The sequence below is a fragment of the Thermodesulfobacteriota bacterium genome, assembly GCA_040758155.1.
Lineage (GTDB): Bacteria > Desulfobacterota > Deferrimicrobia > Deferrimicrobiales > Deferrimicrobiaceae > UBA2219.
On sequence record JBFLWB010000056.1, the window covers coordinates 1 to 21,594 of the forward strand.

Here is a 21,594-nt window from a genome sequence, read left to right on the forward strand (position 1 = left end):
CCGGATGTGATATCTTTCACGGATATGGGAAAAGCGTCCTTTCCCCGCATGCGCCGCACGGAGCGGGTATCTTCCGGCCTCGATGTGCTGGCCGCGATGCGGTTCGCGCCGCTGCGGGGGATGTCTGTGGGGCTGATCTGCAACCCGACGTCGGTGGACCGGACGCTTCGGCACGCGGCGGACCTGATCCACGAATCGCGCAGCATACGGCTTGCCGCGCTGTTCGGACCCGAGCACGGGATCCGGGGCGACGCGCAGTACATGGCCGCCGTCGGAGACGAGCGCGACCGGCGCACCGGGGCGAAGGTCTACTCGCTGTACGGGAACCGCCCCGACTCGCTCCGACCGTCGGAGGAGATGCTGCTCGGGCTCGACGCGCTGGTCTTCGACATCCAGGACATCGGGACGCGCTATTACACCTACCAGGCCACGATGCTCTTCTCCATGGAGGTAGCCGCCCGGGCGAAGATCCCCTTCTTCGTCCTCGACCGCCCGAACCCGGTCGGCGGACTCGCAGTCGAAGGGCCCCCGCTGCGCCCCGGCTTCGAATCGTTCTGCGGCGTGTACGACGTGGCGGTGCGCCACGGCCTCACCGTCGGCGAGCTGGCCCGGCTGTACCGGCACGAGCTTTCGCTCGTGCTGGAGCTCACGGTGATCCCGTGCGCGGGATGGCGGCGCGGGATGTGGTGGCGCGACACCGGCCTCCCCTGGGTATTCCCGTCCCCCAACATGCCGACGCCGGAGACGGCGCTCGTCTACCCCGGCATGTGCCTTCTCGAAGGGACGAACCTGAGCGAGGGTCGCGGCACGACCCGCCCCTTCCACCTGTTCGGGGCGCCGTGGCTCGACGCGGACCGCCTGGTCGACGCGCTCGAGAAGGAGAAGCTGCCGGGCGTCCGCTTCCGCCCGGTCCGTTTCGTCCCGACCTGGGACAAGCATACGGGAGCCCGATGCCAGGGAGCGGAGGTCCACGTCACGGATCCCTCGAGGTTCCGCCCCTTCCGGACGGGGATCGCGTGCGTCGCCGCCGCCCGTTCCCAGGACGGCGAACGGTTCCGGTGGCGGACGGAGCCGTACGAGTTCGTCCGGAACATCCCCGCCTTCGACCTGCTGTGCGGCTCGGCGCGCGAACGGAAGGCGATCGAGAGCAAACAGGGCTGGCGAAGCCTCCTGCGGGCATGGGGGACCGAAGAGCGGTCGTTCATGAAGCGGCGCGCGCGTCACCTGCTCTATAAGCCTTAAGGCCGTCTTTCCGCTTCCGCCTTTGGGTCCGCTCGATTTTTCCCTCGAACAGTTCCCCGGAGAGATAATTCCGCCCGACCTGCGGATCGGGGGGACCGTCGGACTGCGCGGAGACGCCCTGTCCGTCGCCTTCGCCCTCCGTGGCGGCCTGTCGGGCATCGCCATCCCCCCGCCCGCCCGGGTCGCCGGCAGGAAGGACCGTCTCTGGGAGGAGACCTGCCTGGAGCTGTTCATCGGGGAGGCCGGTTCCGGCGGATACCGGGAGATCAACCTGTCGCCGTCCGGCCATTGGAACGTGTATCGGTTTTCAGGCTACCGGCAGGGGATGCGGGAGGAGAAGGCGGTCGCATCGCTTCCATTCACCGTCGTCCGGGAGCCGGATGCCCTGCTGCTTTCCCTCGAGCTGGACCTTGCGCGGATCCTGCCTGGAAGCGGGGAGCTCGAGATCGGGGCCAGCGCGGTCCTCCGGGATGCGGCGGGAAGGACCAGCCACTGGGCGCTTCGCCATCCCGCTCCCCGGCCGGACTTCCATCGGAGGGAAGGCTTCGCGATCGTCCTTTCCCGGGAAGAGCGAAACGGCGGGAAACGGGGATTCATCAAACGTTGAGGTGAAAGGAGGGCGATTTATAGATGGACAAGTACCTGAGCTGCTGGAACGTGACCGGGAAATGCTACTTCGTCGTGAGGGACGTAACGGAGGAAGGGGCGATCCGGCAGATTGCGGAGCACGCGGAAAAAGCGCACGGGATGGAATTCACGGAGGAACTGAGGGAGAAAGCGAGATTGCAGATGCGGATTGCGGCGTGAGCCTTCGCCGCCCGCGGGCGGATCAGGCCGCCCGGGTGCCCGGACGCCCGCCGCGGACGTTTTCGAGGAGCGCCTTCATCTTTTCGTCGTGTTCCCTTTCCAGGCGCTCGAAGCCGCAGTATGCCTTTTTCATGACCACGCCGATTTCCTTCTGAACGGGCGTCCTGCCGTATCTTTCGTGAATCGCCTGCATTTTCTTCCCTCCGTTCAATTTCCTGGCGATACCATTTTGCATTTTCCATGCCGAGCCCTGCGGCAAGCCGGGTAACCGTCCGATTTCCTTGAACTCCAGCGTGGCCGGGCAGATCGACCGTCCGGGAACGACCTGTCAAAACCTGCCGGAAATGTCAGCGGTTTGACGCAAATTGCGGCTAAACTGGGGGCATGGACTTCGGACTAAAGGAGCTGGCCGAGGCGAGGGAACGCGTCTACCGCCTGGCTTATCCCACCCCGCTGGTCGAGGAAGCCCCGCTGTCGCGGCAATTCGGCGGGAAGGTCTTCTCCAAGCTGGAGAACCTCCAGAACACGGGGTCGTTCAAGATCCGGGGGGCCGCCAACAAGGTGCTCTCCCTGGACCGCTCCCGGGTGTCGGGCGTGATCACTGCCAGCGCAGGGAACCACGCGCGGGGCGTCGCGCGGGCGGCGTGCGAGGCGAACATCCCCGCCACCCTCGTGATGCCGTTGTGGGCCCCCGTCTCCAAGGTCACCGCCGCGCAGCGCGAGGGAGGGGATTACGCGCGCATCCTCCAGCACGGGGAGACGTTCGCCGAGGCGGCGCAGCATGCGAAGACGCTGGCCGTCGGGTCGGGCCTTGAGCTGATCCACCCGTACGACGACCCGATGGTGATCGCCGGGCAGGGGACGCTGGGGCTCGAGGTCCTCGACGAGATCGGCCCGCCGGGCACGGTGTACGTCCCGGTGGGAGGGGGCGGCCTTATCGCGGGGATCGGCGCCGCGATCAAGGAGAGTCACCCCGAGGCGGAGCTGATCGCCGTGCAGGCGGCCGGCGCCTCGTCGCTCCTCCCCTCGCTGGAAGCGGGCAGACCGGTTTCGTGCGCCGAGACGCGGACGATCGCGGACGGCATCGCGATCAAGTCGATGAGCGACCGGACATTCGAGGCGGCCCGCAGGTGGGTGGACGACGCCGTCACCGTGGACGACGAGGAGATCGCCGCGGCCATCCTGTACGCCCTCGAGGAGATGAAGACCACGCTGGAAGGGGCTGGGGCGGCGCCGCTGGCGGCGATGCTGTACCGGCGGCCGCCGACCCGGTTCCCCGCCGTGCTCGTGCTCTCCGGGGGGAACATCAACGTCAACTTCCTCTCGCAGATCACGGAGCGGGGGCTGTTCCGCTCCGGGCGCCTCGTCCGGATGCGGTTCCTCCTCCCCGACCTGCCCGGCGCGCTCGCCGCGCTGCTCGCCGCCGTCGCCCGGGAACGGTCCAACGTCATGAGCATCGAGCACGACCGGCTCCCGCACGACTGCCCGCCGGGCTACTCCACCGTCGAGCTCCTCCTGGAAACGCGCGACCGCTACCACGGCGAGGAGCTCGGGCGGCGCCTGCGCGAGCAGGGCTACCGCCCCGCCGGCGGATAGTACATGCGCGGATCCCCGGCGGCCTTCCCGGCCATTCTCATCCTCATCGCCGCGCTCCTCCTGCCCGCATCCCCGCGCGCGGACGAGGTCCCGTACGTCACGACGCCGGACCCCGTCGTGGAAGCCATGCTCTCCATCGCCGACGTGGGCCCCGGGGACATCCTGTACGACCTGGGCTCGGGCGACGGGCGGATCGTCATCGCGGCCGCTAAGCGGCACGTGGCGCGCGCCACGGGCATCGAGTACGACAAGAAACTTGTGGCGGAGAGCCGGGAGATCGCGGCGCGCGAGGGTGTGTCCGACCGGGCGCGGTTCCTCGAGCAGGACATATTCCTCACCGACTTCCGGGATGCCACGGTCGTGACGATGTACCTGCTGCCGGAGGTAAACCTCCAGCTCCGGCCGCGGATCCTGGACGAGCTTTCGCCCGGCACCCGCGTCGTCTCCCACGACTGGGACATGGGAGACTGGAAACCCGACGACCTGCGGACGATCCCGATGCCGGAAAAGGAAGTCTTCCCGGCGGGGGAAAGCACGGTGTTCCTGTGGATCGTCCCGGCGCGGATCGCGGGGAACTGGCGCGGCACCCTTTCGGGGCCGGACGGCGCGGAAACCGTGGAGATCGGGATCGACCAGCGGTACCAGCGGATCGAAGCGAAGGCGCGCCTGAACGGGAAGACGCTGGCCGGCGGCGGCCGGATCCGGGGAAAGGACGTGTCGCTGGAGCTCGACCGCCCGGCGGGGAAGCCCGGGGCGCCGCCGTTGCGCTTCTCCCTGAGGACGGACGGGAACTCCATCGAGGGCGACGCGGTGTCGGGGAAGGAGCGCTTTTCCCTGAAGGCGAACCGCGCCCCTTGACGCCGGATCCCCCCCGGACGAAACCTGCAATCCCGCCGATTAATCTAATTGCTGTTCCCGGATGCCGTTGCCAAGGCATCGAACATGAGGGAACGATTGAAATGACGAACCGCTTCCCGCGCGAGGGAAGCGCCTCCCGCCGTAACCGGCGCGGCTTTCGAGCCGCGCCGGCCCATACACAGGAGGACCCCTTGAAAGGACGCGTGCTCGTCATCGACGACGATGCAGGGATCCGGCGGGAGCTGACGGCCGGCCTCACCCGGGAAGGGTACGGCGTCGTCGCCTGTCCCGACGGCATCTCGGCCATCCACGAACTCGACGCCGCCCGCGGGAAAGGGCTCGCGTTCGACCACCTCGTGACCGACATCTTCATGCCGGACATCGACGGGCTCAAGATCCTCAAGGTGATCAAGACCCGGCACCCGGACCTGCCCGTTGTGGTGATCGCCGGACCGGGCGATGCCGGCGACGAGGCGCTCAGGCTCGCCGCCCTTTCCGAGTCCAACACCGCCTACCTCGAAAGGCCCTTCACGATCCCCGACCTCGTCCGGAATCTCGAGGAGCTCTCCCCCGGCGCGGCTGTCCTCCCGGGCGCGGAAGGAACGGAAGCGCCGGGCCCCGAGATGCGGGAATCGGTCACGGCCTACCTGACGATCCGGGTCGCCGATCCTGTCCACAGCGCGGACATCTTCCGGAAGCTTTACCGGATGAACGGGGTGCAGCGGTGCGAGGCGGTCCGGGGGGATTTCGACATCATCGTCATCGCCCAGGGGGACTCGCAGGAGGAGATCCGCCGGCTCAAGGACGCGATCGCGGAAATCGACGGCGTCCAGCTCCTCTCCGCCTCCGGCGTGGAGCGGCCGAAGCTGGACCGCGACGTGAACGAATTCGTCGACGCCTACTCGAAGGCGGTCAAGACGAAGGGGCTTCCGAGCTCGAGCAAGCGGCCCGGCACGACGAGCTACATCATCGTCGACGTCGACAAGGACGCCATCCGGCGGATCTTCACGACCGTTTTCTTCATCGACGAGGTCGTCTTCTGCGACGTCGTCGAGGACGGCGCCCGGCTCGTGGGGATGGTCATGGGGCACGGCGCCGTCGGCGCCGCGCCGGGCATCGTCGAGAAGCTTGGCGGGATCGACGGAGTGCTGCGCGTCCGCGAGGCGGCCGTCGTCAAGCTCGTGGAGGAATGAGCGTCCGGGGTCGCGCCGCGGGCGGTCAGAAGGTCATCACCTGGTAGCCCTGCTCCATGTACGCCGCGATGCTCGGGTGCCCCTTCATCTCGCCGCGCAGCGGCAGGCCCAGGGCCTCGATCCCTTCGAGCGCCCCCGTCTTCGCGGCGCAGGCCCCGCAGACGCAGTCGATCATCCCCTTCCCGCGCGCTTCCCGGCAAAGGTCCGCGTACGGCTGACCTTCCCTGGACAGATCCACCAGCGCCCGGGTCGCGCCCCCCTCGACCACCACCTTCACCTCGTATCCCTTCCCGTTCATGTCGAGGGCGTTCAGCAACACGTGGGCGAAGAACTCCGGGTCGCCGTTGAAGGCGACGATCGCGACGCGCCGGCCCATTCCGCTTCCCCCTTTCCCCATTTCACTTCCCGACCGAGAACGTCAGGGCTCCGAAGGTGTTGTGCTTGTCCTGGGTCGTGAACTCCCGGGTCCGAAGGACGTTGGCGAAGCTCAGGCGGTAACGGGACCAGGCGAGCACGAATCCGGCCTCGAAATCGCAGACCAGCGGCTCCCGCTCGACGCTGCGGCTGCCGCGAAAAGTGTTCCCGTCGAGGAAGACGTCCCGAGCGACCGCCCTGGCGTCGACCCCTCCATAAAGGTACCAGCGGAAACCGTCCGCGGGGGAAAAATCGCCCCACCCCTGCAATCCGGGCTGGATGCGCGGCGGCCCGTCGTCGTCCGGGAGGTTCCTGCCGTAGCGCACGGTGAAGCCCGCGTTCCCGTAAGTGAACACGTTCCCCAGCGCGCCGCCGGCGTGGGGAGTGAAGTCCAGCCGTTTCCCGGACATCGTCTTCGCAAGGAGGCCGCGCCAGCCGTGCCGATACGTCACGAAGGCGCCCGGCTCGTTGCCGAGCTGGAAGTCCCATCCCTGGGCCTTCTCCGATCCGAGAAGGACATGGAGGGCCTCCTGGGTCTCCTCGGCCAGGGAGGCCGGTCCGATCGCCCCCAGGAAAAACTGGAAACGGTCGAAGCTTTCGTCCGACCGGACGTTCAGGCCGGCCGAGCCGTAAAGCCACCCGGCGTACGGGCGGTCCGTAATGAACGGAACCGGGGCGCCGAGATTTTTCGCCGTGAAGATGCTCTGGCCGAAGGAGTAGCCGGGCGCGAATCTCCCGTTTTCCGGAACCCACGGCAGGAGCCGGGCCGCCTTCCGCGCCCAGCCCTGCGGGGACGCCTCCCGGTCCGGCACCCAGAGGAAGAGCAGCCCGCTGGTGTACTGGCGGTCGTTGTTATAGAAGACGTCGTTCTCGAAGACGACGCTCAGCGTCCCGCCGCCCGCCGGCTCTTCCGGCCGGGCCGCGCAGGGAAAGAAGATGCCGATCGACAGAAGTAGCGCAAGGATATGGATTCGATTCATGCCGCCGCCGTGGTCATAGGAAGATCCGCCTGTGTTATGGTAGGGCGCATGGACAGGAAGGACAAGGAATTCCGCCTCTCCCGGCGCGCGGAGGCGGTCACGCCGTTCCTGGCGATGGAGGTCCTGGAGCGGGCCAAGGAGCTGGAGGCCGGGGGGAAGGACGTCATCTACCTTTGCGTGGGAGAGCCCGACTTCCCGACGCCGCCGGCGGCGGGAGAGGCCGCGATCCGCGCGATCCGGGAAGGGGATACGAAGTACACCCATTCCCTCGGCCTGCAGGAGCTGCGCGAGGCGATCTCGGAGCGCTACTCCGGGAGGTACGGCGTCGCCGTGGATCCCGGGCGGATCGTCGTCTCCTCGGGCACCAGCCCGCTGATGCTGCTGCTCTTCTGCGCACTGCTCGAAGAGGGCGACGAGATCGTCCTTTCCGACCCCTGCTACGCCTGCTACCCCAACTTCATCCGGTTCGCGGGGGGAACGCCCCGCTTCTTGAGGACCCGGGAAGAGGACGGCTTCCAGCCGCGTCCGGAGGAGGTCCGCCGCCTCATCACGCCGCGGACGCGCGGGATCTTCGTCAACTCACCCTCCAACCCCGCCGGCTCCGTCCTGCCTCCGGCGTGGCTGGAGGAGCTGGCCTCCCTCCCGGTCCCGCTGATCTCGGACGAGGTGTATCACGGGTTGACCTACGAGGGGGAGGAGCGCAGCGCGCTGGAGTTCGACCCGGACGCCTTCGTCATCGGCGGCTTCTCCAAGACCTTCGCCATGACCGGCTGGCGGCTGGGGTACCTGGTCGTCCCCCGGCCCGCCGTGCGGGTCCTGCAGAGCCTGCACCAGAACTTCCTGATCAGCGCGAGCCATTTCGTCCAGGAGGCGGGGATCGCCGCGCTGAAGGAGGGGTGGCGCGACGTGGATGCCATGCGGGCCGCCTACGATCGGCGGCGGCGCCACATCGTCGAGCGGCTCCGCGCGCTGGGGCTCGGCGTCCGCAAGATGCCGCAGGGGGCGTTCTACGTGCTGGCGGACGCGCGCCATATCCACTCCGATTCCCTGGAGCTGGCGATGGAGATCCTGGAGGCCACCGGGGTGGCGCTCACTCCGGGGATCGACTTCGGCGAGGGCGCGGAAGGGTTTCTCCGATTCTCCTATGCGAACTCTCTCGAGAACATCGACGAGGCGCTGGACCGGCTGGGAGCGTACCTCTCCGCAAGGAAGTGACCGGCGCTCAGGAGCCGGGCTGCAGCTCGACCTCGACGGTGCGCGTCTCGCTCCCGCGCCGAACTTCGATCTTTACCCGGTCGCCCACCTTGAATTCCTCCAGACGCGACATCAGTCGGCTCACGGTGTCGACGGGCTTCCCCTCGACAGAGAGCACCGCGTCGCCCGGAACGATCCCCTCCGGCCCCGTCGTAACGCCTTCCAGCCCCGCCTTCTCCGCCGCCGAACCGGGCAGGACGCGCAGCACGTACACCCCCGCCACCCCGGTCTCCGACGCAAGGCGCCGGTTGATCTGCTCGTCCACCTCGATGCCCAGCGCCGGACGCACGTAGCGGCCGCTGCGGATGAGCTGCGGCACGACGCGCGCGACCGTGTCCACCGGGACCGCGAAGCCGATGCCGGCCGACGCCCCGCTGGGACTGTAGATGGCGGTGTTGATGCCGATGAGCCGGCCGGAGGAATCCAGCAGCGGGCCGCCGGAATTGCCGGGATTGATGGCGGCGTCGGTCTGGATCAGGTGCTCGATGACCCGGCCCCTGCGCCCGCCCTCCAGCGAACGGTCCAGCGCCGACACGATGCCGCTGGTCAGCGTCCAGTCGAGGCCGAACGGGTTGCCGATCGCGAACACCTTCTGCCCCACCTTCAGGTCGGCGCTGCTTCCCAGCGGCACCGCCGGCGGGCGGCGGAAGCCGACGCCGATCCGGAGCACCGCGATGTCGTGCGCCGGGCTCGCCCCCACCAGGACCGCCTTGTAGTCGCGGCCGTCCGCGAGCCGCGCCGTGGCCTCGGAGGCGCCCTCCACCACGTGGAAGTTCGTCACCACGTGTCCGTCGTCGTCCCAGATGAAGCCCGAGCCGTTGCCCCGCGGCACGGAGAAGACGTTCCGCGTCCAGAAGTCGCGCACGAGCTGCTGCGTGGAGATGAACACGACCGTGTCGCGCGATTTCTCGAACAGCTCGATGGTGGAGCGTTCGTCGGCGGCGAGATCCCCCCGGGGAGTCACGGTGCGCGTCCCTTCGCCGGGCGGTGTCAGCACCCTTCCGATCAGCGGCATCATCCGCCACAGCACCAGCAGCGCCGCGGCGAACAGGGTCAGCAGCAACAGGCGGCGCGGGAACGGATCCCGCGAACGGCCGGGACCGGGGACGGGTTCCTGTTCGTTGTCCATCGAGTCGGCTCCGTTCCTGGGATATCCTTAAGTTCAGGACAACACCGGCATGGCCTGTTGTCAACCGAACCTATCCGACCGAAGGGGGGACCGCGATGCCCGCATTCATCATGATGGGGAAATACTCATCCCAGGCAATGAAGCTGATCAGCGCCAGGCGAACCGCGAACGCGCAGGAAATCATCGGGAAATGCGGCGGGAAGCTCGTGACCGGCTACGCGACGATGGGGGAGACCGATATCGTCATGGTCATGGATTTCCCGGGCATCCACGAGGCGCTGAAGGCGTCCATCGCCCTGAACAAGGCGCTGGGGATTTCCTTCACCACCCTGCCCGCCCTGCCGATCGAGGATTTCGACAAGCTGGTGGGCGGAAAAAAGTAGACGGCGGTCTCCTTCCGGGTCAGCCTGTCGCGTAGCAGCAGGCGCAGCGGATAACGATTGCCGCCTCCCCCCCGCTCCGCTATCCTTCGGGGATGACCGGGCACCGCACCCGCTACCTCCTGGCCGCGGCCGCCGCGATCGTCGCGACGCTGGCCGTTTCCGGGATCGATCCGTACGACCGCCTGACGTGGGCGGCGGAAGTGGCCCCCGTCGTGATCGTTCTGCCGGTGCTGTTCGCCACGTACCGCCGGTTCCCCCTGACGAGCCTGCTCTACTGCCTGATCTTCTTCCACGCCCTCGTCCTGATCCTCGGCGGCGCCTACACCTATGCGCGCGTGCCGCTCGGCTGGTTTCTCGCGGATCTGCTGGACATCGGCCGGAACCCCTACGACAAGATCGGCCACTTCTTCCAGGGGCTGGTGCCGGCGATCGCTGCCCGGGAAGTCCTGCTCCGGGGAGATTTCGTCCGGCGCGGGAAGATGTTCGTCTTCATCGTCCTGTGCATCGTGCTCGCCATCAGCGCGTCCTACGAGTTCATCGAGTGGTGGTCGGCCCTCCTGCTCGGCCAGGGCGCGGAGGAGTTCCTGGGGACGCAGGGCTATGTGTGGGACACGCAGTCCGACATGCTCTACGCGTTGATCGGCGGCTGCACGGCGCTGGCGCTGTTCTCGCGGATCCACGATCGGCAGATGGAAAAGCTGCGATAAAATTAAAGAAAAGCCCGATGCACGGGGGTGCCATGAAATTCGCACTCGACGTGAGGAAGATAGCGTATCGGAAAGGGGACGGCGAGCCCGCACCCGAGCGGCAACGGGAGATCCTCGCCCGGAGGATCGCGGGCTGCAACCGTGCGATCCGCGAAGGGGAATCGCTTGAAAAGATGAATTCCTTCCTGGCGCAGCGGAGCACGGGAGGAGAGGAAGGGATCCTCTCCCCGCTGCCGGTCCATCCCGCGGAGCCGTACCGGATCAAGACGGTCGAGATCCGGGACGGGGGATGTCCGCCGCACGAGCGGCGTCTGCAGGCCATCGAGGAGGCCGGCTACAACACCTTCCTCCTGAAAGAGGACCACGGGAAGGTAATCCACATCGACCTTCTCACCGACAGCGGCACGTCCGCCATGAGCGACCTGCAATGGTCGGCCATGCTTCGGGGAAACGAAGATTACGCGGGCTCCCGCAGCTACTACCCGCTGGAGAAAGCCGTGCGGGAGGCGTACGGCTGGCGGGAGGTGATCCCCACCCACCAGGGAAGGGGGGCGGAGCACATCCTCTCGACCATCTACATCAAGCCGCTTCTGCAGCGGTACCCCGGCGACCCGATCTATGTCCCGAAGAACATGTACTTCACCACCACCAAGGCGCACATCCTGCGGGCCGGAGGCATCCTCAAGGACGTCATCATCGACGAGGCCCACGTTTCGAGCGCGGACCTCCCCTTCAAGGGGAACGTCGATCCGGGCAAGCTCCGGCGGCTGATCGACGAGTGCGTCGACCGCTGGGGGAAGGAGCACGGGCCGCGGCACATCGCCTACGTCCACATGGAAGGGTGCGTGAACATGTCCGGCGGGCAGCCCTTCTCCATGGAAAATCTCAAGGCGGTGCGCGCCCTCACGCAGCGCTACGGCATCCCGCTTCTGCTGGACGCCGCCCGCATGGCGGAGAACGCCCACTTCATCAAGACGCGCGAGCCGGGGTACGCGGGAAAGACCATCGCGGAGATCGTCCGGGAGATCGGATCCCTGACCGACGGATGCACCATGAGCTCGAAAAAGGACCACCTGGTGAACATCGGCGGCTTCCTCGCGCTGAACGACCCCGAGAAGGCGACGATGGCGCGCGAGCTGCTGGTGGACTTCGAAGGATTCCCCACCTACGGCGGGATGGCGGGCTACAGCATGGAGGCGCTGACGCAGGGGATCAGGGAGTGCATGGACGACGAGTGGATCGCCTACCGGGTCGGGCAGACGCGCTACCTTGGGGAATCTCTGCGCAGCGGCGGAGTTCCCATCGTCGTCCCGATCGGAGGCCACGCCGTCTTCATCGACGCGAGGCGGTTCCTCCCCCACATCCCGCGGGATCAATATCCGGCGCAGGCGCTCGCGGCCGCCATCTACCTGCACAGCGGGGTCCGCACCATGGAGCGGGGGGCCGTCTCCGCCGGACGGGACGCGAAGACGGGCGAGCAGCACTTCCCGGAGCTGGAGCTGGTCCGGCTCACCATCCCGCGCCGCGTCTACACGCAGTCGCACATGGACTACGCGGCGGAGAAGATCGTCGAGCTGTATGGGATGCGGGAGCGGATCCACGGTCTGAAGATCACGTGGGAGCCGGCCGCCGGCTCGCTGCGCTTCTTCCTGATGCGGTTCGCCCCGCTCGGAGGAAAATTGATCGCGGAGTCTTGATATCCGTTTCGTGCGGAGTGAAAATTGAATCAGAAGAGCGGGATGCCGCTCACCGATGCGCCGCAGGGAACAGGACAAGGATCCTCCCCAGGGAACGGCGCTCACCAGGCGCTGCGTCAGGCCGAATACGCAACAACGGCGACTGACCCGGCGCCTTCCATTTGTCAGTAAACATTTTCCCATTCCGGTCTCCTGCATTCAATAAAACGGGTTCCTGACGATTCCTGATAGCCATATCGTTTTCAATAACAACCCGTTACGCATATTCATCCCATGGTACGGATATTGCGGAAATATGAGCAGGAGATACCCTCTCGGGAGAATGGACAGCATGGGAAACTACACGGTTTATCGCGTCGATTATGCGCGTCAGGTGACGGAGCCGGTCGGCATGGTTTTGGAGCGCCGGAGGAAGGACCGGGGGAACAACGTCGAGGGGCTCCTGAAGCTTGCGCAAAGAAAATATTCGAGGTCGTCGCTGGATTCCCACATCTACATTCTCCCCGCGCCGACCGTTCCTGCCGATTAAATCCGCGAAAGAAGCCCCGGGGACACGCCTTGTCGAGCGGCCCCGGGGATCCTCCGCTTCCTCAAAGCCTCAGGCGGCCTCGAGGTGCTCCCGCTCTTCGAGCCGCGTTTCGGTCGTCTTCTCCTCTGTGCCGGGCAACGGCCACTCCGCCCAGAACAGCCGCCTGCCGCTCCTTTCCTCCTCGGCCGTGTAGCCGATGAAGGCCGCCGCCGCGACCAGCGCAAGGGGGACCAGGCCGGCGAGGGAAACGCCCAACGGCGCGAGAGATTCCATCTCGATCAGGATGGCTTCCATGATTTCCACCTCCTTCTCCCTTTCTGGTTCCACTCTGGCAGGTCCGGGCGGGGAAAGATGTGAAAGGTCGTACCTGTGGAACGTTTTTCCGGGAGGGGGGCGGCGGCTTTTGCCGGACCGTCACGCCTGCTTGAGCTTCAACCGGCTCTTGTTCTCTTCCAGGAAAGCCCGCAATTCCCCTCCGGCGTCGAGCAGCCGGATCCACTGCTCATAGTAGAGGGTCACCGGGAAGCGCCCCAATCCGTAGACGCTCACGCCGCCCTTTTCGCCGACCTTGAACTCCAGCTTTCCGCTTTTCTTCGTCGCTGACTGCTTCTCGAGCTCGGCGATCCGCGCGAGCAGCTCTTCCTTGGTCGGGTCTTCCATCGGAAGGGTCCCCTTTCGTCAAATGGGCTACCATTATCTTAAATCGCGGCCAAGCGGAATGATTCGGGTTTTTCGGAATACGAACGTCCATGTCCGCTTTCCGCATCTAATGAACGGAACACGTCGATCAAGAGGGGGAAGGACGACCATGGAACTTTCGGAAAGACAATGCGTTCCCTGCCGTGGGGGCATCCAGGCGATGGACGCGGCCGACGCGGAGAGGCTGCTGGCCGAGGTCCCGGGGTGGACGCTGGAAGAGGACGCGAAGGGGATCCGCCGCGAGATCAGGTTCCGCAATTTCGCGGACGCGATGCGGTTCGCCAACCAGGTCGCCGGGATCGCCGAGTCGGAAGGGCACCACCCGGACCTGTCCGTCGGGTGGGGCTACTGCACGGTGCGGCTACAGACCCACAAGATCGGCGGCCTCCACGAAAACGATTTCATCATGGCGGCGAAGATCGACCAGCTGCTTCGCAGCTTTCATTAGACGTCAGTGGCATGCGTTGCCGGGGCCGTGCCCGTGATGGCCGCAGGCCGTCGCGGGCGTGGCCTCCGGGAGCGTCCCCGCCTTCAGCGAGGATGCCGTCTCCCCCGCGGTAAGCTCCCGCGTTACGTACACGCGAACGCCGGCCGCGGCAAGCTTCCCGAGCGCGCCCATGCCGATCCCGCCGACCGCGATCGCGTCCACCCGCTCGCTCGCAAGCGACATCATCGGCCGGCACGTGCCGTGCCCCTGGTGATGGGTCCGGTTCGCGATGGCGCGGCAAACGCCGCTTTCCGTGTCCACGACGAGGAAGAGCGGCGCGGAGCCGAAGTGCGCGCACACCGGGCTGTCGAGTCCCTTGTCTTCCGTTACGGGGATGCAGAGCTTCATTCCGTTTCTCCTTGTCTTCCGTGATGTTTTCCGAATCCGTGCCGACACCGCCCCATGGGGAATACCGGTCCGCCCTCGATTTTCAGCGCCTTGCCGTTCACGATCGCATCTGCGACCTTGCGGTGGGCGGAATCGACGATGCGGCTGAAGGTGGACCGCGAGACGCCCATTTTCGCCGCCGCCTCCTCCTGGTACAGCCCCTCCAGGTCGGCGAGCCGCACGGCCTCGAACTCGTCGAGCGTCATCGCGATCGCGTCGATCTCCCGCACGGGCACGCCGGCCGGCTTGAACACCGATGCGGGCGGCTTTCCCTCTACGCGACGGCAGCAGTGCGGTCTCGGCAACGGATACCTCCACGTCCATTATGAACATATGTGCATTACTGTCAAGAAAAAACTTTTCCGCTTGACATGCCTCGTATGTTCGTATAACCATACGATTATATGAAAGAGATGACCGACGCCCTTGGCCTGCTATCCGACTCCTCCAAATTGCGGATCCTGCTCCTCCTGGGCCGGAAGGAGCTCTGCGTCTGCCAGATCATGGGCGTCCTCGACATGTCCCAGCCGCTGGTGTCGCGAAACCTGTCGCTGCTCTCCCGGGCCGGGTTCCTGGAGGCCCGGCGGGGAGGGAAGATGATCTATTACCGGCTCCGGAAATCGCTGCCGGAGCCGCTGGCGCCCCTCGTGAAGGCGCTGAGGAAGGCGCTGGAAGACGACGAGATCCGGAAGGCGGACCTGCAGTCGCTGGGGGACTGCACCGAATATCAGAAGAAGACCGGCAAGTGCAGCATGGAGACGTTTCTCGAATTCATGAAACAGAAGAAAAGGAGCCGACGGAATTGAGCCTCAAGGAGTTCGCGTCCAACCGGAGGAAACTGCAGCTCTACACCTGGATGGGGCTGCCGCTCGTCGCGGTCGCAGGATGGTTCTACCCGCTGCTGGGCTTTCTGCTCATCGGCTGCATGCTCGGTGCGCTCGGCGTCGCGGCGTTCAAGGGGCGCATGTGGTGCGACTGGATGTGCCCGCGCGGCAGCTTCTTCGACCTTTTCCTCGACGGCGTCAGCCGGAAGCGGAAGATCCCGGAAGCCGTCCGGTCGAACGGATTCCGCGTCGCCGTCATCGGGGCGCTCTTCGCGGTGCTCGGCACCCAGCTCTGCTTCGCGTGGCCCGACCCGGCCCGCATGGGGCTGGCCTTCGTCATCGTTTTGAGCGTCACCACCACCTTGGGAATCGCGTTCGGGATCGGCATCCATCCCCGCATCTGGTGCCACGTGTGCCCGATGGGGACGATCGCGGGATACATGTCGAAGGAGAAGTACCCGCTGGCGATCGAAAGCCGCTGCACGTCCTGCGCCCTGTGCGGGCAGCGCTGCCCCATGCAGATCGCGCCTTACATCGATCGAGAGAAAGGCAGGTTCGGGGACACGGATTGCGTCAAGTGCGGTACGTGCGTGGCAGCATGCCCGGAGAGCGCGCTGACATTCGAAAAAAAGGAAGGCTGCCCCGCAGGACAGCCCTCCTCCCTTTCGACGTGACCCGAGGGATTCCCCTCAGGGACCCTTCAGGATCCTGTCGATCGTCGCGTCCACCGGTTCCGGAGTCGGCGCGGAGGCAGGCTTCCCTCCCGCGGAAGCCAGCGTTCGGGCGAAATCCTCCCCGGCCTCCGCAAACATCCCCTGCATCATCCGGTTCAGCTCCGCCCGGCTCTTTTCGCCCATGCATTTTGCGTTCGTGCCGCATTCCTTGTAGATTTCCGGCGAGACTTTCCAGGACCTTGTCACCTGCTTTTCCCAGACCTGGCGCTTATCGGCCCGGCGGGAGGCGCGGAAGTCGAGCGCATACTCGCTCGGGACGTCCCGTCCGCCCTTTGCGTACGCCTTCAGGACGGCGCCCTCGATGAAATAGCTCTCGTCGAGAAGCTCCGATGCGTTGTAGACGAACCGGACCGAACGGAACGCTCCCGATGCGGCCAGCTCCTCGGCGAACGATTTCGCCCAGAACTCCGGGATGAGGGCGTCGATCGAGCCGGAGACGCCGCTCTTCGCCAGGTTGTAGACCAGCGTTTCCGGTTTGAGGACGCTGCCCTTCTTCGTAAAGTCCTCCGTGCCGTCCCGAAACGGCAAGACCGCCACCTTCGCCGGATGCACGACGACACCCTGCGCGGCGGGTCCCGGTCTATAGACGAAGTTCGTGTTCTGGGCGCAGCCCGCCGCCGCGAGCAACGCAAACGCGACAAGGCCCCCGTACAGAATGCGCCTTCCGTTCCTCATCGGATCCTCTCCCACCATCGGTTGAGCCGCTCCATCTCCGCCATGCGCGGCATGCCGGGCGGCTCGCCGCCCTTCATCTCGATCGTTTCCCCGGATGCCACGATGACGGAGCCGCCCTTGGGCGACGACGCCTTGACTCGCCCCTCGATGACGACCGCGGCGGCGGTCTCCCCCGAGACGTACAGGGCGACCTTCGCCGACTCGAAGCTCAGCGTCATGGCGCCGGCAGCGACCGTGTGACGCACGGGCTTCCGGTTCCCGGCACCTTCGGCCGGCGGCTTCGGCGTTTCGACGTACAGGAGCCCCTTCTCCAGCGCCTGGCGGCACTCCCTCGAAGGGGCGCAATCCGCGAGGAGCGCCTTCGAGCCCGGCCCGATCCGGACCGCGGTCCCGTCCCACAGATCCAGGCCGGCGCCCTTTTTCCCCGTGGAGATCGAGGTGTTCGCGCCGACCGCCCCGGGCTCGTTCCCCCCTCCCCACAGAACCGCCTGCGCGCCGGACGCCGCCTCCTTCTCGATGGCGGCCATGGCCTGCCCCAGCGCCTTCCTCTGCTCCTCCGCGTAGGCCGACAGATCGCCGGAGTCGGCCCCCTGGGCCTTTCCAAGCTTTTCCGCCGCCTTCAGGCGCGCGCGCCGCTCCTCCGCTTCGCAGTACAGGGAGACGACGGGGGAGCGGCAAGGATCCTTCACGGGCGCGAGGGCCCCGGGAGACGATAAGGCATCGGGCAGGCCAAAGAGGCGGAACAGCGCCTTGTCGCGCAGCGAGAGCACGTAGAGACTTCCGTCCCGGAAACGCAGGATCCCTCCCATGCCGCTCCGCACGACGACGAAATCGTCTCCCCGCATCGCGTAGATCGAATCGGCGTCGGAGAAGTAAACCGTGCCGTCGCGGTCGTCGACGGCCAGGGAAGCGATGACCCGGATGCCGGGGATATCCGCGAGGAGCGCGGCCTTGCCCCCTTCCCTCAGCGCGTAGATCCTCGACCCCGCGGTGAACAGCAGCGCGCCCCGCCGGAAGGCCATCGCGTCGACCGGCGCGTCGAGCTCCAGCAGCGGCTTGTGCCCCTCCCCTTCCTTGAAGAGGAAGAGCACCGACCGCCCCTCCGGCGTGATCCCGGCGAGAAAGGTCCGCCGTCCGTCCGAAGCCGCGGCGGGATACGCGAGCGGGACCTCCACCAGCTTCCGGGGGTTGCGCCCCTCCACGGAGAAGAGCGCCCCCTCCGCGAGAAGCATCGGCTTCCCGCCGGCCAGCGAGACCCAGGCCGGACCGCGCAGCGGACTCCCGAACATCGGCTCTCCCGAGCCCGCGTCGACGATGTTGTCCCGGGTGAGAAGGAGCACCGCGCCGGAAGCGTCCACGTCGAAGGAGAAAACCGGTCCCAGCGAAGCGGTGTCGGCCAGCCGCCGCACCTCCACCTTCGCGGCATCGGCCGGAATCGCGGTGAATGCCAGCGCCGCGGCAAGAATCGCCGCGGACAGGAACCCGCGCAGGATCCGGGGCCGGTCAGCCGCGGTCATCGCCCAGCGCCTGCTTGTACTTGTATTCGATCCTCGGAGGGGGGAATTTTCCCGTCACATCGTCGAACAGGTCGTTGAGGAACTTGTAAGGGACGCGGTCGGCCCGCTGCGACAGCTCCTTCGCGTCGGCGGCGCTTCCGTGGACGATCACCCGTGGGGCGTCGCCCAGGATCTCCCCCACCTCGTCGCCGGTCTCCTTGACCGCGTTCAGGATCGTGTAGCCGGTCTTCAGGCTCTTCCCGAAGCTGCCGAGGTTGTTCTCCACCAGCTCCCAAGCGACGTCCTTCGCCAGCTCGACCGGCCGCGACAGGAGGAATTCCGTCAGCTCCATCTGCTCGTTGCCCTCCCGGTAGGCCGCTTTCGCATCGTTCCACCGCTGGACGACGGCGTAGGAACCGTAGTCCCGGGCCACCTCGAGCAGCGTGCGCCCGTCCTCTTCCGCATCTTTCGCATCCACTTTCGGCAGCGGAACATCGGACGCGTCGAGGATCGGGCCGCCGTTCCACTTCCTCTCCCACTCCTCCTTGAGGTCGGCGACCTTCGCATCGGGCCGAAGGCCCGCATCGGCCTTCTTCTTCCGATCGGCGTCCCGAAGCGCATCGGACCAGGTGCGGTTGCCGCCCGTCCCGGCAGCCATCGCCCGCCCCGGAGACCGGCAGTATCCCGCAACCCCGGAGATCCGGTCGGCTTCCAGCCGGCTCCGTGCCGCCTCCCCCCGAAGCGACTCGGCCCGCCGCAGGTAGAGGTCCACATCGCCGAAGGAGCCCGCGCCGGCGCCGGAGCTTCCCGCGGCCAACGCCGCGGCGTTCCGGCTCTCCTGCTTCATGCGGTCGAGCTCCCTCATCGCGCCGGTCTGCAGGTTCCGGCACGCCTGGTGCGCCTCGTTCGCCGCCTGGCGGTAACTGTCCTGGATCTTCCGGATGAAGTCCGCGTCCATGACATTCCTGTTGAACACGGCGATGTTCGGCGGGACGGGGCAATGGATCGCGGGAGGGCTGCACCGGTCCGGGGCGGCCAGGCAGCTCTCGACGGCCTGGATCGCGCTCCCGATGGAGCTTTCCGCCTGGGCAAAGTACTGGCTCAATCCCGGGACCACCCCCCGGTCCTGCTCGGCGGCGGCGATCCCTTTCCGGATCTGCGGAAGGAGCGCGCGGGCCTGGGCGACCTGCGCCCGGATCGACTGCGCCGCGGCGGCCGACATTCCGGCATTCGCGGCGGTCCCGGGAAAAGCGGCGGACCCGCCCTTTCCCGCGAGGAACCGTTTCCGCTCGACGGATTTCCGCTCGGCGTCCCCGGCGTCCCGCTCGGCCCGATCCGCCTGATCGCAGAGGCGCGCGGGGCTTTCCACCCCGCTCCCGGCCCATGCCGCGGGAGCGAGAAGAAACAGCGCCAGCGCGATCCCGCAGCGACGCATCAACGGGCGGGCATCGACGCGACGATCTCCCGCCGGCTCTCCTTCATGCGCTCGATCTGGCGGCTGTCGGCGTCGACCGTCCGCAGCAGCTCGTCGGCGGCCACGTGCAGCGACTTCGCGTTGGCGATCGCCATGATCCGGTTGTGGGCCTCCATGAGGCGGTTCCCGTCCGTCTCGAGCTCGTCGGCGCGCATCTCCAGCGGCCCCGCCTTCTTCTCCGCTTCCGCGCCCAAAAGGCCGGCCTGGCCCTGCGCCGTCGCGACCCCCTGGGCGTCGGCGGCCCGCTGCCCCTGGATCATCGTGCCGGTGAGCTGCTGGGCGAACATGGCGTTGGAGCTGAGCCCGCCGCCCATGCCGCCCATGCCCGACATGATGCCGAACATGTCGCCGAGGAAGCTGGACATGGCGGCGTTCTGCTCCGCCTTGCTCCGAAGCGCCTCCCCCTTCTTCGAGGACTCCGAGCGGAACCCGCCCGCCTTCTTCCGCAGCTCGGCGGCGGCCGCGTACTTCTTCCCCGCGGCCTCCTTGAGAAGCGCCGCCTTGCGCTTCAGCGCCTCCGCCTCCTTCTTCAGGTTCCCCGCCTCGGCGGCGGAGAGCAGCTCCGGCCCCTTCTCGGGCTGCGAAAGGAACAGCGGATTGTCCCCGCCGAATGCGGGGGCACGGCCGCAGAGCAGGAGCGCCGCGACGGCGGCGGCCACGACGTTCATGCGCATCACGGTTTTCTTCGGGGTCATGGTCATCTCACCTCGACGGAGCTGATCGCGTAAAGCTGCAGGGGACGGTAAAGGGCTTCGGTCTCGACCAGCATCCCCTTGATCGCCTCCTTGTTCGCGCGGACCAGCTTTTCCGCTTCCTGGAATCGCTCGAGCGCCTTCCTCGCCGACACCGACCCCTTCTCGCCGCCGGTGTCCAGCCGGCCCAGCGGCCCGGCGCCCAGGACCTCCTCGGAAAGCTCGGCCGTCTCCAGGTCGTTGGCGACGCTCGTGCTCGCCGCGATGGCGGTCTTCACCATCTCCTCGCGCTGCCGGGACGCCTCCCACTTCCCCGCAAGCTCCTTCCGGTACTCCTCCGCGGCGGAAAGCGCCTGCAGCGCTTCCGCGAGCGCCCCCTCCGCGCCCCGCCGCCCCCGAAGGGCGACGGAAGAGCATGCCTCCGGAAGGCCGGCCCCGGAGCTTCCTTTCTCGAGTTCAAGAAGCTTGTACCGGATCGAATCGGCGCCCCCGGGATTCTTCCGGATGGACTGGGACAGCTCGAGGGCACAGGCGTGTCTCTTGAGGGAGGGGCTCTTTTCCACGGCCGCGGCAAGCGTCGTCCCGGTTCCCGTGGGGGCCGCCTGCGGCTGCGGCGCCTCCATCGGAACCAGGCCCCGGATCTCTGCGGCGTAGCGGCTGTCCGGAAACATCGCGAGATAGGCCTTATAGCCGTACGGGCTTCCCCAGCCCTTCACCTGGCGGTACGTCTTCTCCGCGTGGAGCTCGCGCGCCCGGGCGGAGAGGTGCGAGTCCGGATGCCGGAGCAGGAAATACCCGATGGCGGACGGCGAGGCGTCCTTTTCCGCGCTCTCGAACTCGATCTGCTCGATCCTGCGGCGGATCTCCGGCGCCCCCGGGTGCCCCTTGAAATTCTCCAGGAAGGAGTAGAGGGGCTCGACGGTCACCTCTTTCTTCGCCGCCTCGAAGGCCGAATCCGCCGCGATGGCGGCGATCTTCGGGTCGGAGCTCGCCTTCATCGCCTGGACGCACTCGGCGACGCTGCCCGCCTTCCGGATCTGCTCCGTCTTCGCCTGCTCGGTCAAGGCCCGGGCCTCTTTCACGTTGTCGCCCTTGGGATACCGGCGGATGTAGTCTTCATAGGCGGCCGGCGTGTTCACCTCCCTGGCCATTTTCCAGGCGGTGACATCGGGAGAGGTGGCGCAGCCGTAAAATGCCGGAAAGAGCAGCGCGGCAAGGAGGAATTTCTTCATGGTCCCCGACTCCGAGAATGGTTTTCCCGCTCATTTTAGGTATCGGCCGGAATCCGTCAATTGTTTAAATGAACTTATGCCGAAAAGCGAGAGGCGCAGGGCCTT

At 66.9% G+C, this 21,594-nt stretch carries 27 protein-coding genes; 14 read left to right on the forward strand and 13 right to left on the reverse strand.

Going from position 1 to position 21,594, the window contains the following annotated elements:
- Window positions 1-6 precede the first annotated feature (6 nt).
- The 3 genes from AB1346_03515 to AB1346_03525 are packed head-to-tail and all read left to right on the forward strand — an operon-like array spanning window position 7 to window position 2,049.
- On the forward strand, window positions 7-1,242 hold the full coding sequence (locus AB1346_03515) for a DUF1343 domain-containing protein (protein MEW6719497.1): 1,236 nt from the start codon (window positions 7-9) through the stop codon (window positions 1,240-1,242).
- Window positions 1,243-1,264: 22 nt separating this feature from the next.
- Window positions 1,265-1,849 (forward strand): DOMON-like domain-containing protein, encoded by a 585-nt coding sequence (locus AB1346_03520; protein MEW6719498.1) that lies wholly within the window; start codon window positions 1,265-1,267, stop codon window positions 1,847-1,849.
- A gap of 23 nt (window positions 1,850-1,872) precedes the next feature.
- Entirely contained in the window at window positions 1,873-2,049 is a 177-nt protein-coding gene (locus tag AB1346_03525; GenBank protein ID MEW6719499.1) for a DUF1059 domain-containing protein, read from the forward strand.
- 22 nt (window positions 2,050-2,071) lie between these two features.
- Here the strand turns inward: AB1346_03525 and AB1346_03530 are convergent, their stop codons facing one another.
- A complete protein-coding gene (locus AB1346_03530) occupies window positions 2,072-2,242 on the reverse strand; it encodes a hypothetical protein (protein ID MEW6719500.1) in 171 nt (56 codons plus the stop codon).
- Between the two features lie 191 nt (window positions 2,243-2,433).
- On the opposite strand from AB1346_03530, the gene ilvA reads away from it, so the two are divergent.
- From ilvA to AB1346_03545, 3 genes are all read left to right on the forward strand, one after another.
- Window positions 2,434-3,645: a threonine ammonia-lyase gene (gene ilvA, locus AB1346_03535; GenBank protein ID MEW6719501.1), complete on the forward strand. Its 1,212-nt coding sequence runs from the start codon at window positions 2,434-2,436 to the stop codon at window positions 3,643-3,645.
- A gap of 3 nt (window positions 3,646-3,648) precedes the next feature.
- Window positions 3,649-4,503: a class I SAM-dependent methyltransferase gene (locus tag AB1346_03540; protein MEW6719502.1), complete on the forward strand. Its 855-nt coding sequence runs from the start codon at window positions 3,649-3,651 to the stop codon at window positions 4,501-4,503.
- Between the two features lie 191 nt (window positions 4,504-4,694).
- Complete coding sequence (locus tag AB1346_03545) at window positions 4,695-5,696, forward strand: response regulator (protein MEW6719503.1); 1,002 nt, start codon at window positions 4,695-4,697, stop codon at window positions 5,694-5,696.
- Between the two features lie 25 nt (window positions 5,697-5,721).
- Here AB1346_03545 and AB1346_03550 read toward each other — a convergent pair whose 3' ends face one another.
- Window positions 5,722-6,072, reverse strand: a complete 351-nt coding sequence (locus tag AB1346_03550) for a DsrE family protein (protein ID MEW6719504.1) — start codon at window positions 6,070-6,072, stop codon at window positions 5,722-5,724.
- Window positions 6,073-6,094: 22 nt separating this feature from the next.
- Window positions 6,095-7,090 carry a lipid A deacylase LpxR family protein gene (locus AB1346_03555; GenBank protein MEW6719505.1) on the reverse strand — a complete coding sequence of 332 codons (996 nt, stop codon included), beginning with the start codon at window positions 7,088-7,090 and terminating at the stop codon, window positions 6,095-6,097.
- 48 nt (window positions 7,091-7,138) lie between these two features.
- On the opposite strand from AB1346_03555, the gene AB1346_03560 reads away from it, so the two are divergent.
- Window positions 7,139-8,305 carry a pyridoxal phosphate-dependent aminotransferase gene (locus AB1346_03560; protein MEW6719506.1) on the forward strand — a complete coding sequence of 389 codons (1,167 nt, stop codon included), beginning with the start codon at window positions 7,139-7,141 and terminating at the stop codon, window positions 8,303-8,305.
- A gap of 7 nt (window positions 8,306-8,312) precedes the next feature.
- On the opposite strand, the gene AB1346_03565 is transcribed toward AB1346_03560, so the two are convergent.
- Window positions 8,313-9,473: a trypsin-like peptidase domain-containing protein gene (locus tag AB1346_03565; protein MEW6719507.1), complete on the reverse strand. Its 1,161-nt coding sequence runs from the start codon at window positions 9,471-9,473 to the stop codon at window positions 8,313-8,315.
- A gap of 95 nt (window positions 9,474-9,568) precedes the next feature.
- Between AB1346_03565 and AB1346_03570 the strand changes: the two genes are divergently transcribed.
- The 4 genes from AB1346_03570 to AB1346_03585 all read left to right on the forward strand — a co-directional run bounded on the left by AB1346_03570 (window position 9,569) and on the right by AB1346_03585 (window position 12,789).
- Entirely contained in the window at window positions 9,569-9,856 is a 288-nt protein-coding gene (locus AB1346_03570) for a GYD domain-containing protein (GenBank protein ID MEW6719508.1), read from the forward strand.
- A gap of 92 nt (window positions 9,857-9,948) precedes the next feature.
- Window positions 9,949-10,563: a DUF2238 domain-containing protein gene (locus AB1346_03575; protein MEW6719509.1), complete on the forward strand. Its 615-nt coding sequence runs from the start codon at window positions 9,949-9,951 to the stop codon at window positions 10,561-10,563.
- A 32-nt stretch (window positions 10,564-10,595) separates the two neighbouring features.
- Window positions 10,596-12,260 (forward strand): tryptophanase, encoded by a 1,665-nt coding sequence (locus tag AB1346_03580; protein MEW6719510.1) that lies wholly within the window; start codon window positions 10,596-10,598, stop codon window positions 12,258-12,260.
- A gap of 331 nt (window positions 12,261-12,591) precedes the next feature.
- Window positions 12,592-12,789 (forward strand): hypothetical protein, encoded by a 198-nt coding sequence (locus tag AB1346_03585; GenBank protein MEW6719511.1) that lies wholly within the window; start codon window positions 12,592-12,594, stop codon window positions 12,787-12,789.
- Between the two features lie 69 nt (window positions 12,790-12,858).
- On the opposite strand, the gene AB1346_03590 is transcribed toward AB1346_03585, so the two are convergent.
- Both AB1346_03590 and AB1346_03595 read right to left on the reverse strand, forming a co-directional pair.
- Complete coding sequence (locus tag AB1346_03590; GenBank protein MEW6719512.1) at window positions 12,859-13,083, reverse strand: hypothetical protein; 225 nt, start codon at window positions 13,081-13,083, stop codon at window positions 12,859-12,861.
- A 120-nt stretch (window positions 13,084-13,203) separates the two neighbouring features.
- The gene (locus AB1346_03595; GenBank protein MEW6719513.1) at window positions 13,204-13,449 is read right to left on the reverse strand and encodes a hypothetical protein; all 246 of its coding nucleotides are present in this window, start codon (window positions 13,447-13,449) and stop codon (window positions 13,204-13,206) included.
- 148 nt (window positions 13,450-13,597) lie between these two features.
- On the opposite strand from AB1346_03595, the gene AB1346_03600 reads away from it, so the two are divergent.
- On the forward strand, window positions 13,598-13,936 hold the full coding sequence (locus tag AB1346_03600) for a 4a-hydroxytetrahydrobiopterin dehydratase (GenBank protein MEW6719514.1): 339 nt from the start codon (window positions 13,598-13,600) through the stop codon (window positions 13,934-13,936).
- A gap of 3 nt (window positions 13,937-13,939) precedes the next feature.
- Here the strand turns inward: AB1346_03600 and AB1346_03605 are convergent, their stop codons facing one another.
- On the reverse strand, window positions 13,940-14,323 hold the full coding sequence (locus AB1346_03605) for a NifB/NifX family molybdenum-iron cluster-binding protein (GenBank protein MEW6719515.1): 384 nt from the start codon (window positions 14,321-14,323) through the stop codon (window positions 13,940-13,942).
- Window positions 14,320-14,667, reverse strand: a complete 348-nt coding sequence (locus AB1346_03610; protein ID MEW6719516.1) for a DUF134 domain-containing protein — start codon at window positions 14,665-14,667, stop codon at window positions 14,320-14,322. Before AB1346_03610 ends, AB1346_03605 begins: the two co-directional genes overlap by 4 nt.
- A 108-nt stretch (window positions 14,668-14,775) precedes the next feature.
- Here AB1346_03610 and AB1346_03615 point away from each other — a divergent pair, with 108 nt between their 5' ends.
- Window positions 14,776-15,168, forward strand: coding sequence for a metalloregulator ArsR/SmtB family transcription factor (locus AB1346_03615; protein ID MEW6719517.1), 393 nt, complete (start codon window positions 14,776-14,778; stop codon window positions 15,166-15,168).
- Window positions 15,165-15,860 carry a 4Fe-4S binding protein gene (locus AB1346_03620; protein MEW6719518.1) on the forward strand — a complete coding sequence of 232 codons (696 nt, stop codon included), beginning with the start codon at window positions 15,165-15,167 and terminating at the stop codon, window positions 15,858-15,860. Before AB1346_03615 ends, AB1346_03620 begins: the two co-directional genes overlap by 4 nt.
- A 15-nt stretch (window positions 15,861-15,875) precedes the next feature.
- On the opposite strand, the gene AB1346_03625 is transcribed toward AB1346_03620, so the two are convergent.
- The 5 genes from AB1346_03625 to AB1346_03645 are packed head-to-tail and all read right to left on the reverse strand — an operon-like array spanning window position 15,876 to window position 21,489.
- A complete protein-coding gene (locus AB1346_03625) occupies window positions 15,876-16,595 on the reverse strand; it encodes a hypothetical protein (GenBank protein MEW6719519.1) in 720 nt (239 codons plus the stop codon).
- A complete protein-coding gene (locus AB1346_03630) occupies window positions 16,592-18,112 on the reverse strand; it encodes a hypothetical protein (GenBank protein MEW6719520.1) in 1,521 nt (506 codons plus the stop codon). Before AB1346_03630 ends, AB1346_03625 begins: the two co-directional genes overlap by 4 nt.
- On the reverse strand, window positions 18,099-19,529 hold the full coding sequence (locus AB1346_03635; GenBank protein MEW6719521.1) for a hypothetical protein: 1,431 nt from the start codon (window positions 19,527-19,529) through the stop codon (window positions 18,099-18,101). The genes AB1346_03630 and AB1346_03635 overlap by 14 nt, the downstream gene beginning before the upstream one ends.
- Window positions 19,526-20,260: a hypothetical protein gene (locus tag AB1346_03640; GenBank protein MEW6719522.1), complete on the reverse strand. Its 735-nt coding sequence runs from the start codon at window positions 20,258-20,260 to the stop codon at window positions 19,526-19,528. The genes AB1346_03635 and AB1346_03640 overlap by 4 nt, the downstream gene beginning before the upstream one ends.
- Window positions 20,261-20,262: 2 nt before the next feature.
- The gene (locus tag AB1346_03645) at window positions 20,263-21,489 is read right to left on the reverse strand and encodes a hypothetical protein (protein MEW6719523.1); all 1,227 of its coding nucleotides are present in this window, start codon (window positions 21,487-21,489) and stop codon (window positions 20,263-20,265) included.
- Window positions 21,490-21,594 lie beyond the last annotated feature (105 nt).

Excerpts from the sequence above, each read along its gene's own strand:
- AB1346_03565 (MEW6719507.1), bottom strand. The coding sequence starts at position 9,473 with ATGGACAACGAACAGGAACCCGTCCCCGGTCCCGGCCGTTCGCGGGAT.
- AB1346_03600 (MEW6719514.1), top strand. The coding sequence starts at position 13,598 with ATGGAACTTTCGGAAAGACAATGCGTTCCCTGCCGTGGGGGCATCCAG.
- AB1346_03575 (MEW6719509.1), top strand. The coding sequence starts at position 9,949 with ATGACCGGGCACCGCACCCGCTACCTCCTGGCCGCGGCCGCCGCGATC.
- AB1346_03645 (MEW6719523.1), bottom strand. The coding sequence starts at position 21,489 with ATGAAGAAATTCCTCCTTGCCGCGCTGCTCTTTCCGGCATTTTACGGC.
- AB1346_03530 (MEW6719500.1), bottom strand. The coding sequence starts at position 2,242 with ATGCAGGCGATTCACGAAAGATACGGCAGGACGCCCGTTCAGAAGGAA.
- AB1346_03605 (MEW6719515.1), bottom strand. The coding sequence starts at position 14,323 with ATGAAGCTCTGCATCCCCGTAACGGAAGACAAGGGACTCGACAGCCCG.
- AB1346_03590 (MEW6719512.1), bottom strand. The coding sequence starts at position 13,083 with ATGGAAGCCATCCTGATCGAGATGGAATCTCTCGCGCCGTTGGGCGTT.
- AB1346_03560 (MEW6719506.1), top strand. The coding sequence starts at position 7,139 with ATGGACAGGAAGGACAAGGAATTCCGCCTCTCCCGGCGCGCGGAGGCG.
- AB1346_03580 (MEW6719510.1), top strand. The coding sequence starts at position 10,596 with ATGAAATTCGCACTCGACGTGAGGAAGATAGCGTATCGGAAAGGGGAC.
- AB1346_03595 (MEW6719513.1), bottom strand. The coding sequence starts at position 13,449 with ATGGAAGACCCGACCAAGGAAGAGCTGCTCGCGCGGATCGCCGAGCTC.
- AB1346_03585 (MEW6719511.1), top strand. The coding sequence starts at position 12,592 with ATGGGAAACTACACGGTTTATCGCGTCGATTATGCGCGTCAGGTGACG.
- AB1346_03555 (MEW6719505.1), bottom strand. The coding sequence starts at position 7,090 with ATGAATCGAATCCATATCCTTGCGCTACTTCTGTCGATCGGCATCTTC.
- AB1346_03640 (MEW6719522.1), bottom strand. The coding sequence starts at position 20,260 with ATGACCCCGAAGAAAACCGTGATGCGCATGAACGTCGTGGCCGCCGCC.
- AB1346_03570 (MEW6719508.1), top strand. The coding sequence starts at position 9,569 with ATGCCCGCATTCATCATGATGGGGAAATACTCATCCCAGGCAATGAAG.
- AB1346_03630 (MEW6719520.1), bottom strand. The coding sequence starts at position 18,112 with ATGACCGCGGCTGACCGGCCCCGGATCCTGCGCGGGTTCCTGTCCGCG.
- AB1346_03525 (MEW6719499.1), top strand. The coding sequence starts at position 1,873 with ATGGACAAGTACCTGAGCTGCTGGAACGTGACCGGGAAATGCTACTTC.
- AB1346_03550 (MEW6719504.1), bottom strand. The coding sequence starts at position 6,072 with ATGGGCCGGCGCGTCGCGATCGTCGCCTTCAACGGCGACCCGGAGTTC.
- AB1346_03615 (MEW6719517.1), top strand. The coding sequence starts at position 14,776 with ATGACCGACGCCCTTGGCCTGCTATCCGACTCCTCCAAATTGCGGATC.
- AB1346_03540 (MEW6719502.1), top strand. The coding sequence starts at position 3,649 with ATGCGCGGATCCCCGGCGGCCTTCCCGGCCATTCTCATCCTCATCGCC.
- ilvA (MEW6719501.1), top strand. The coding sequence starts at position 2,434 with ATGGACTTCGGACTAAAGGAGCTGGCCGAGGCGAGGGAACGCGTCTAC.
- AB1346_03625 (MEW6719519.1), bottom strand. The coding sequence starts at position 16,595 with ATGAGGAACGGAAGGCGCATTCTGTACGGGGGCCTTGTCGCGTTTGCG.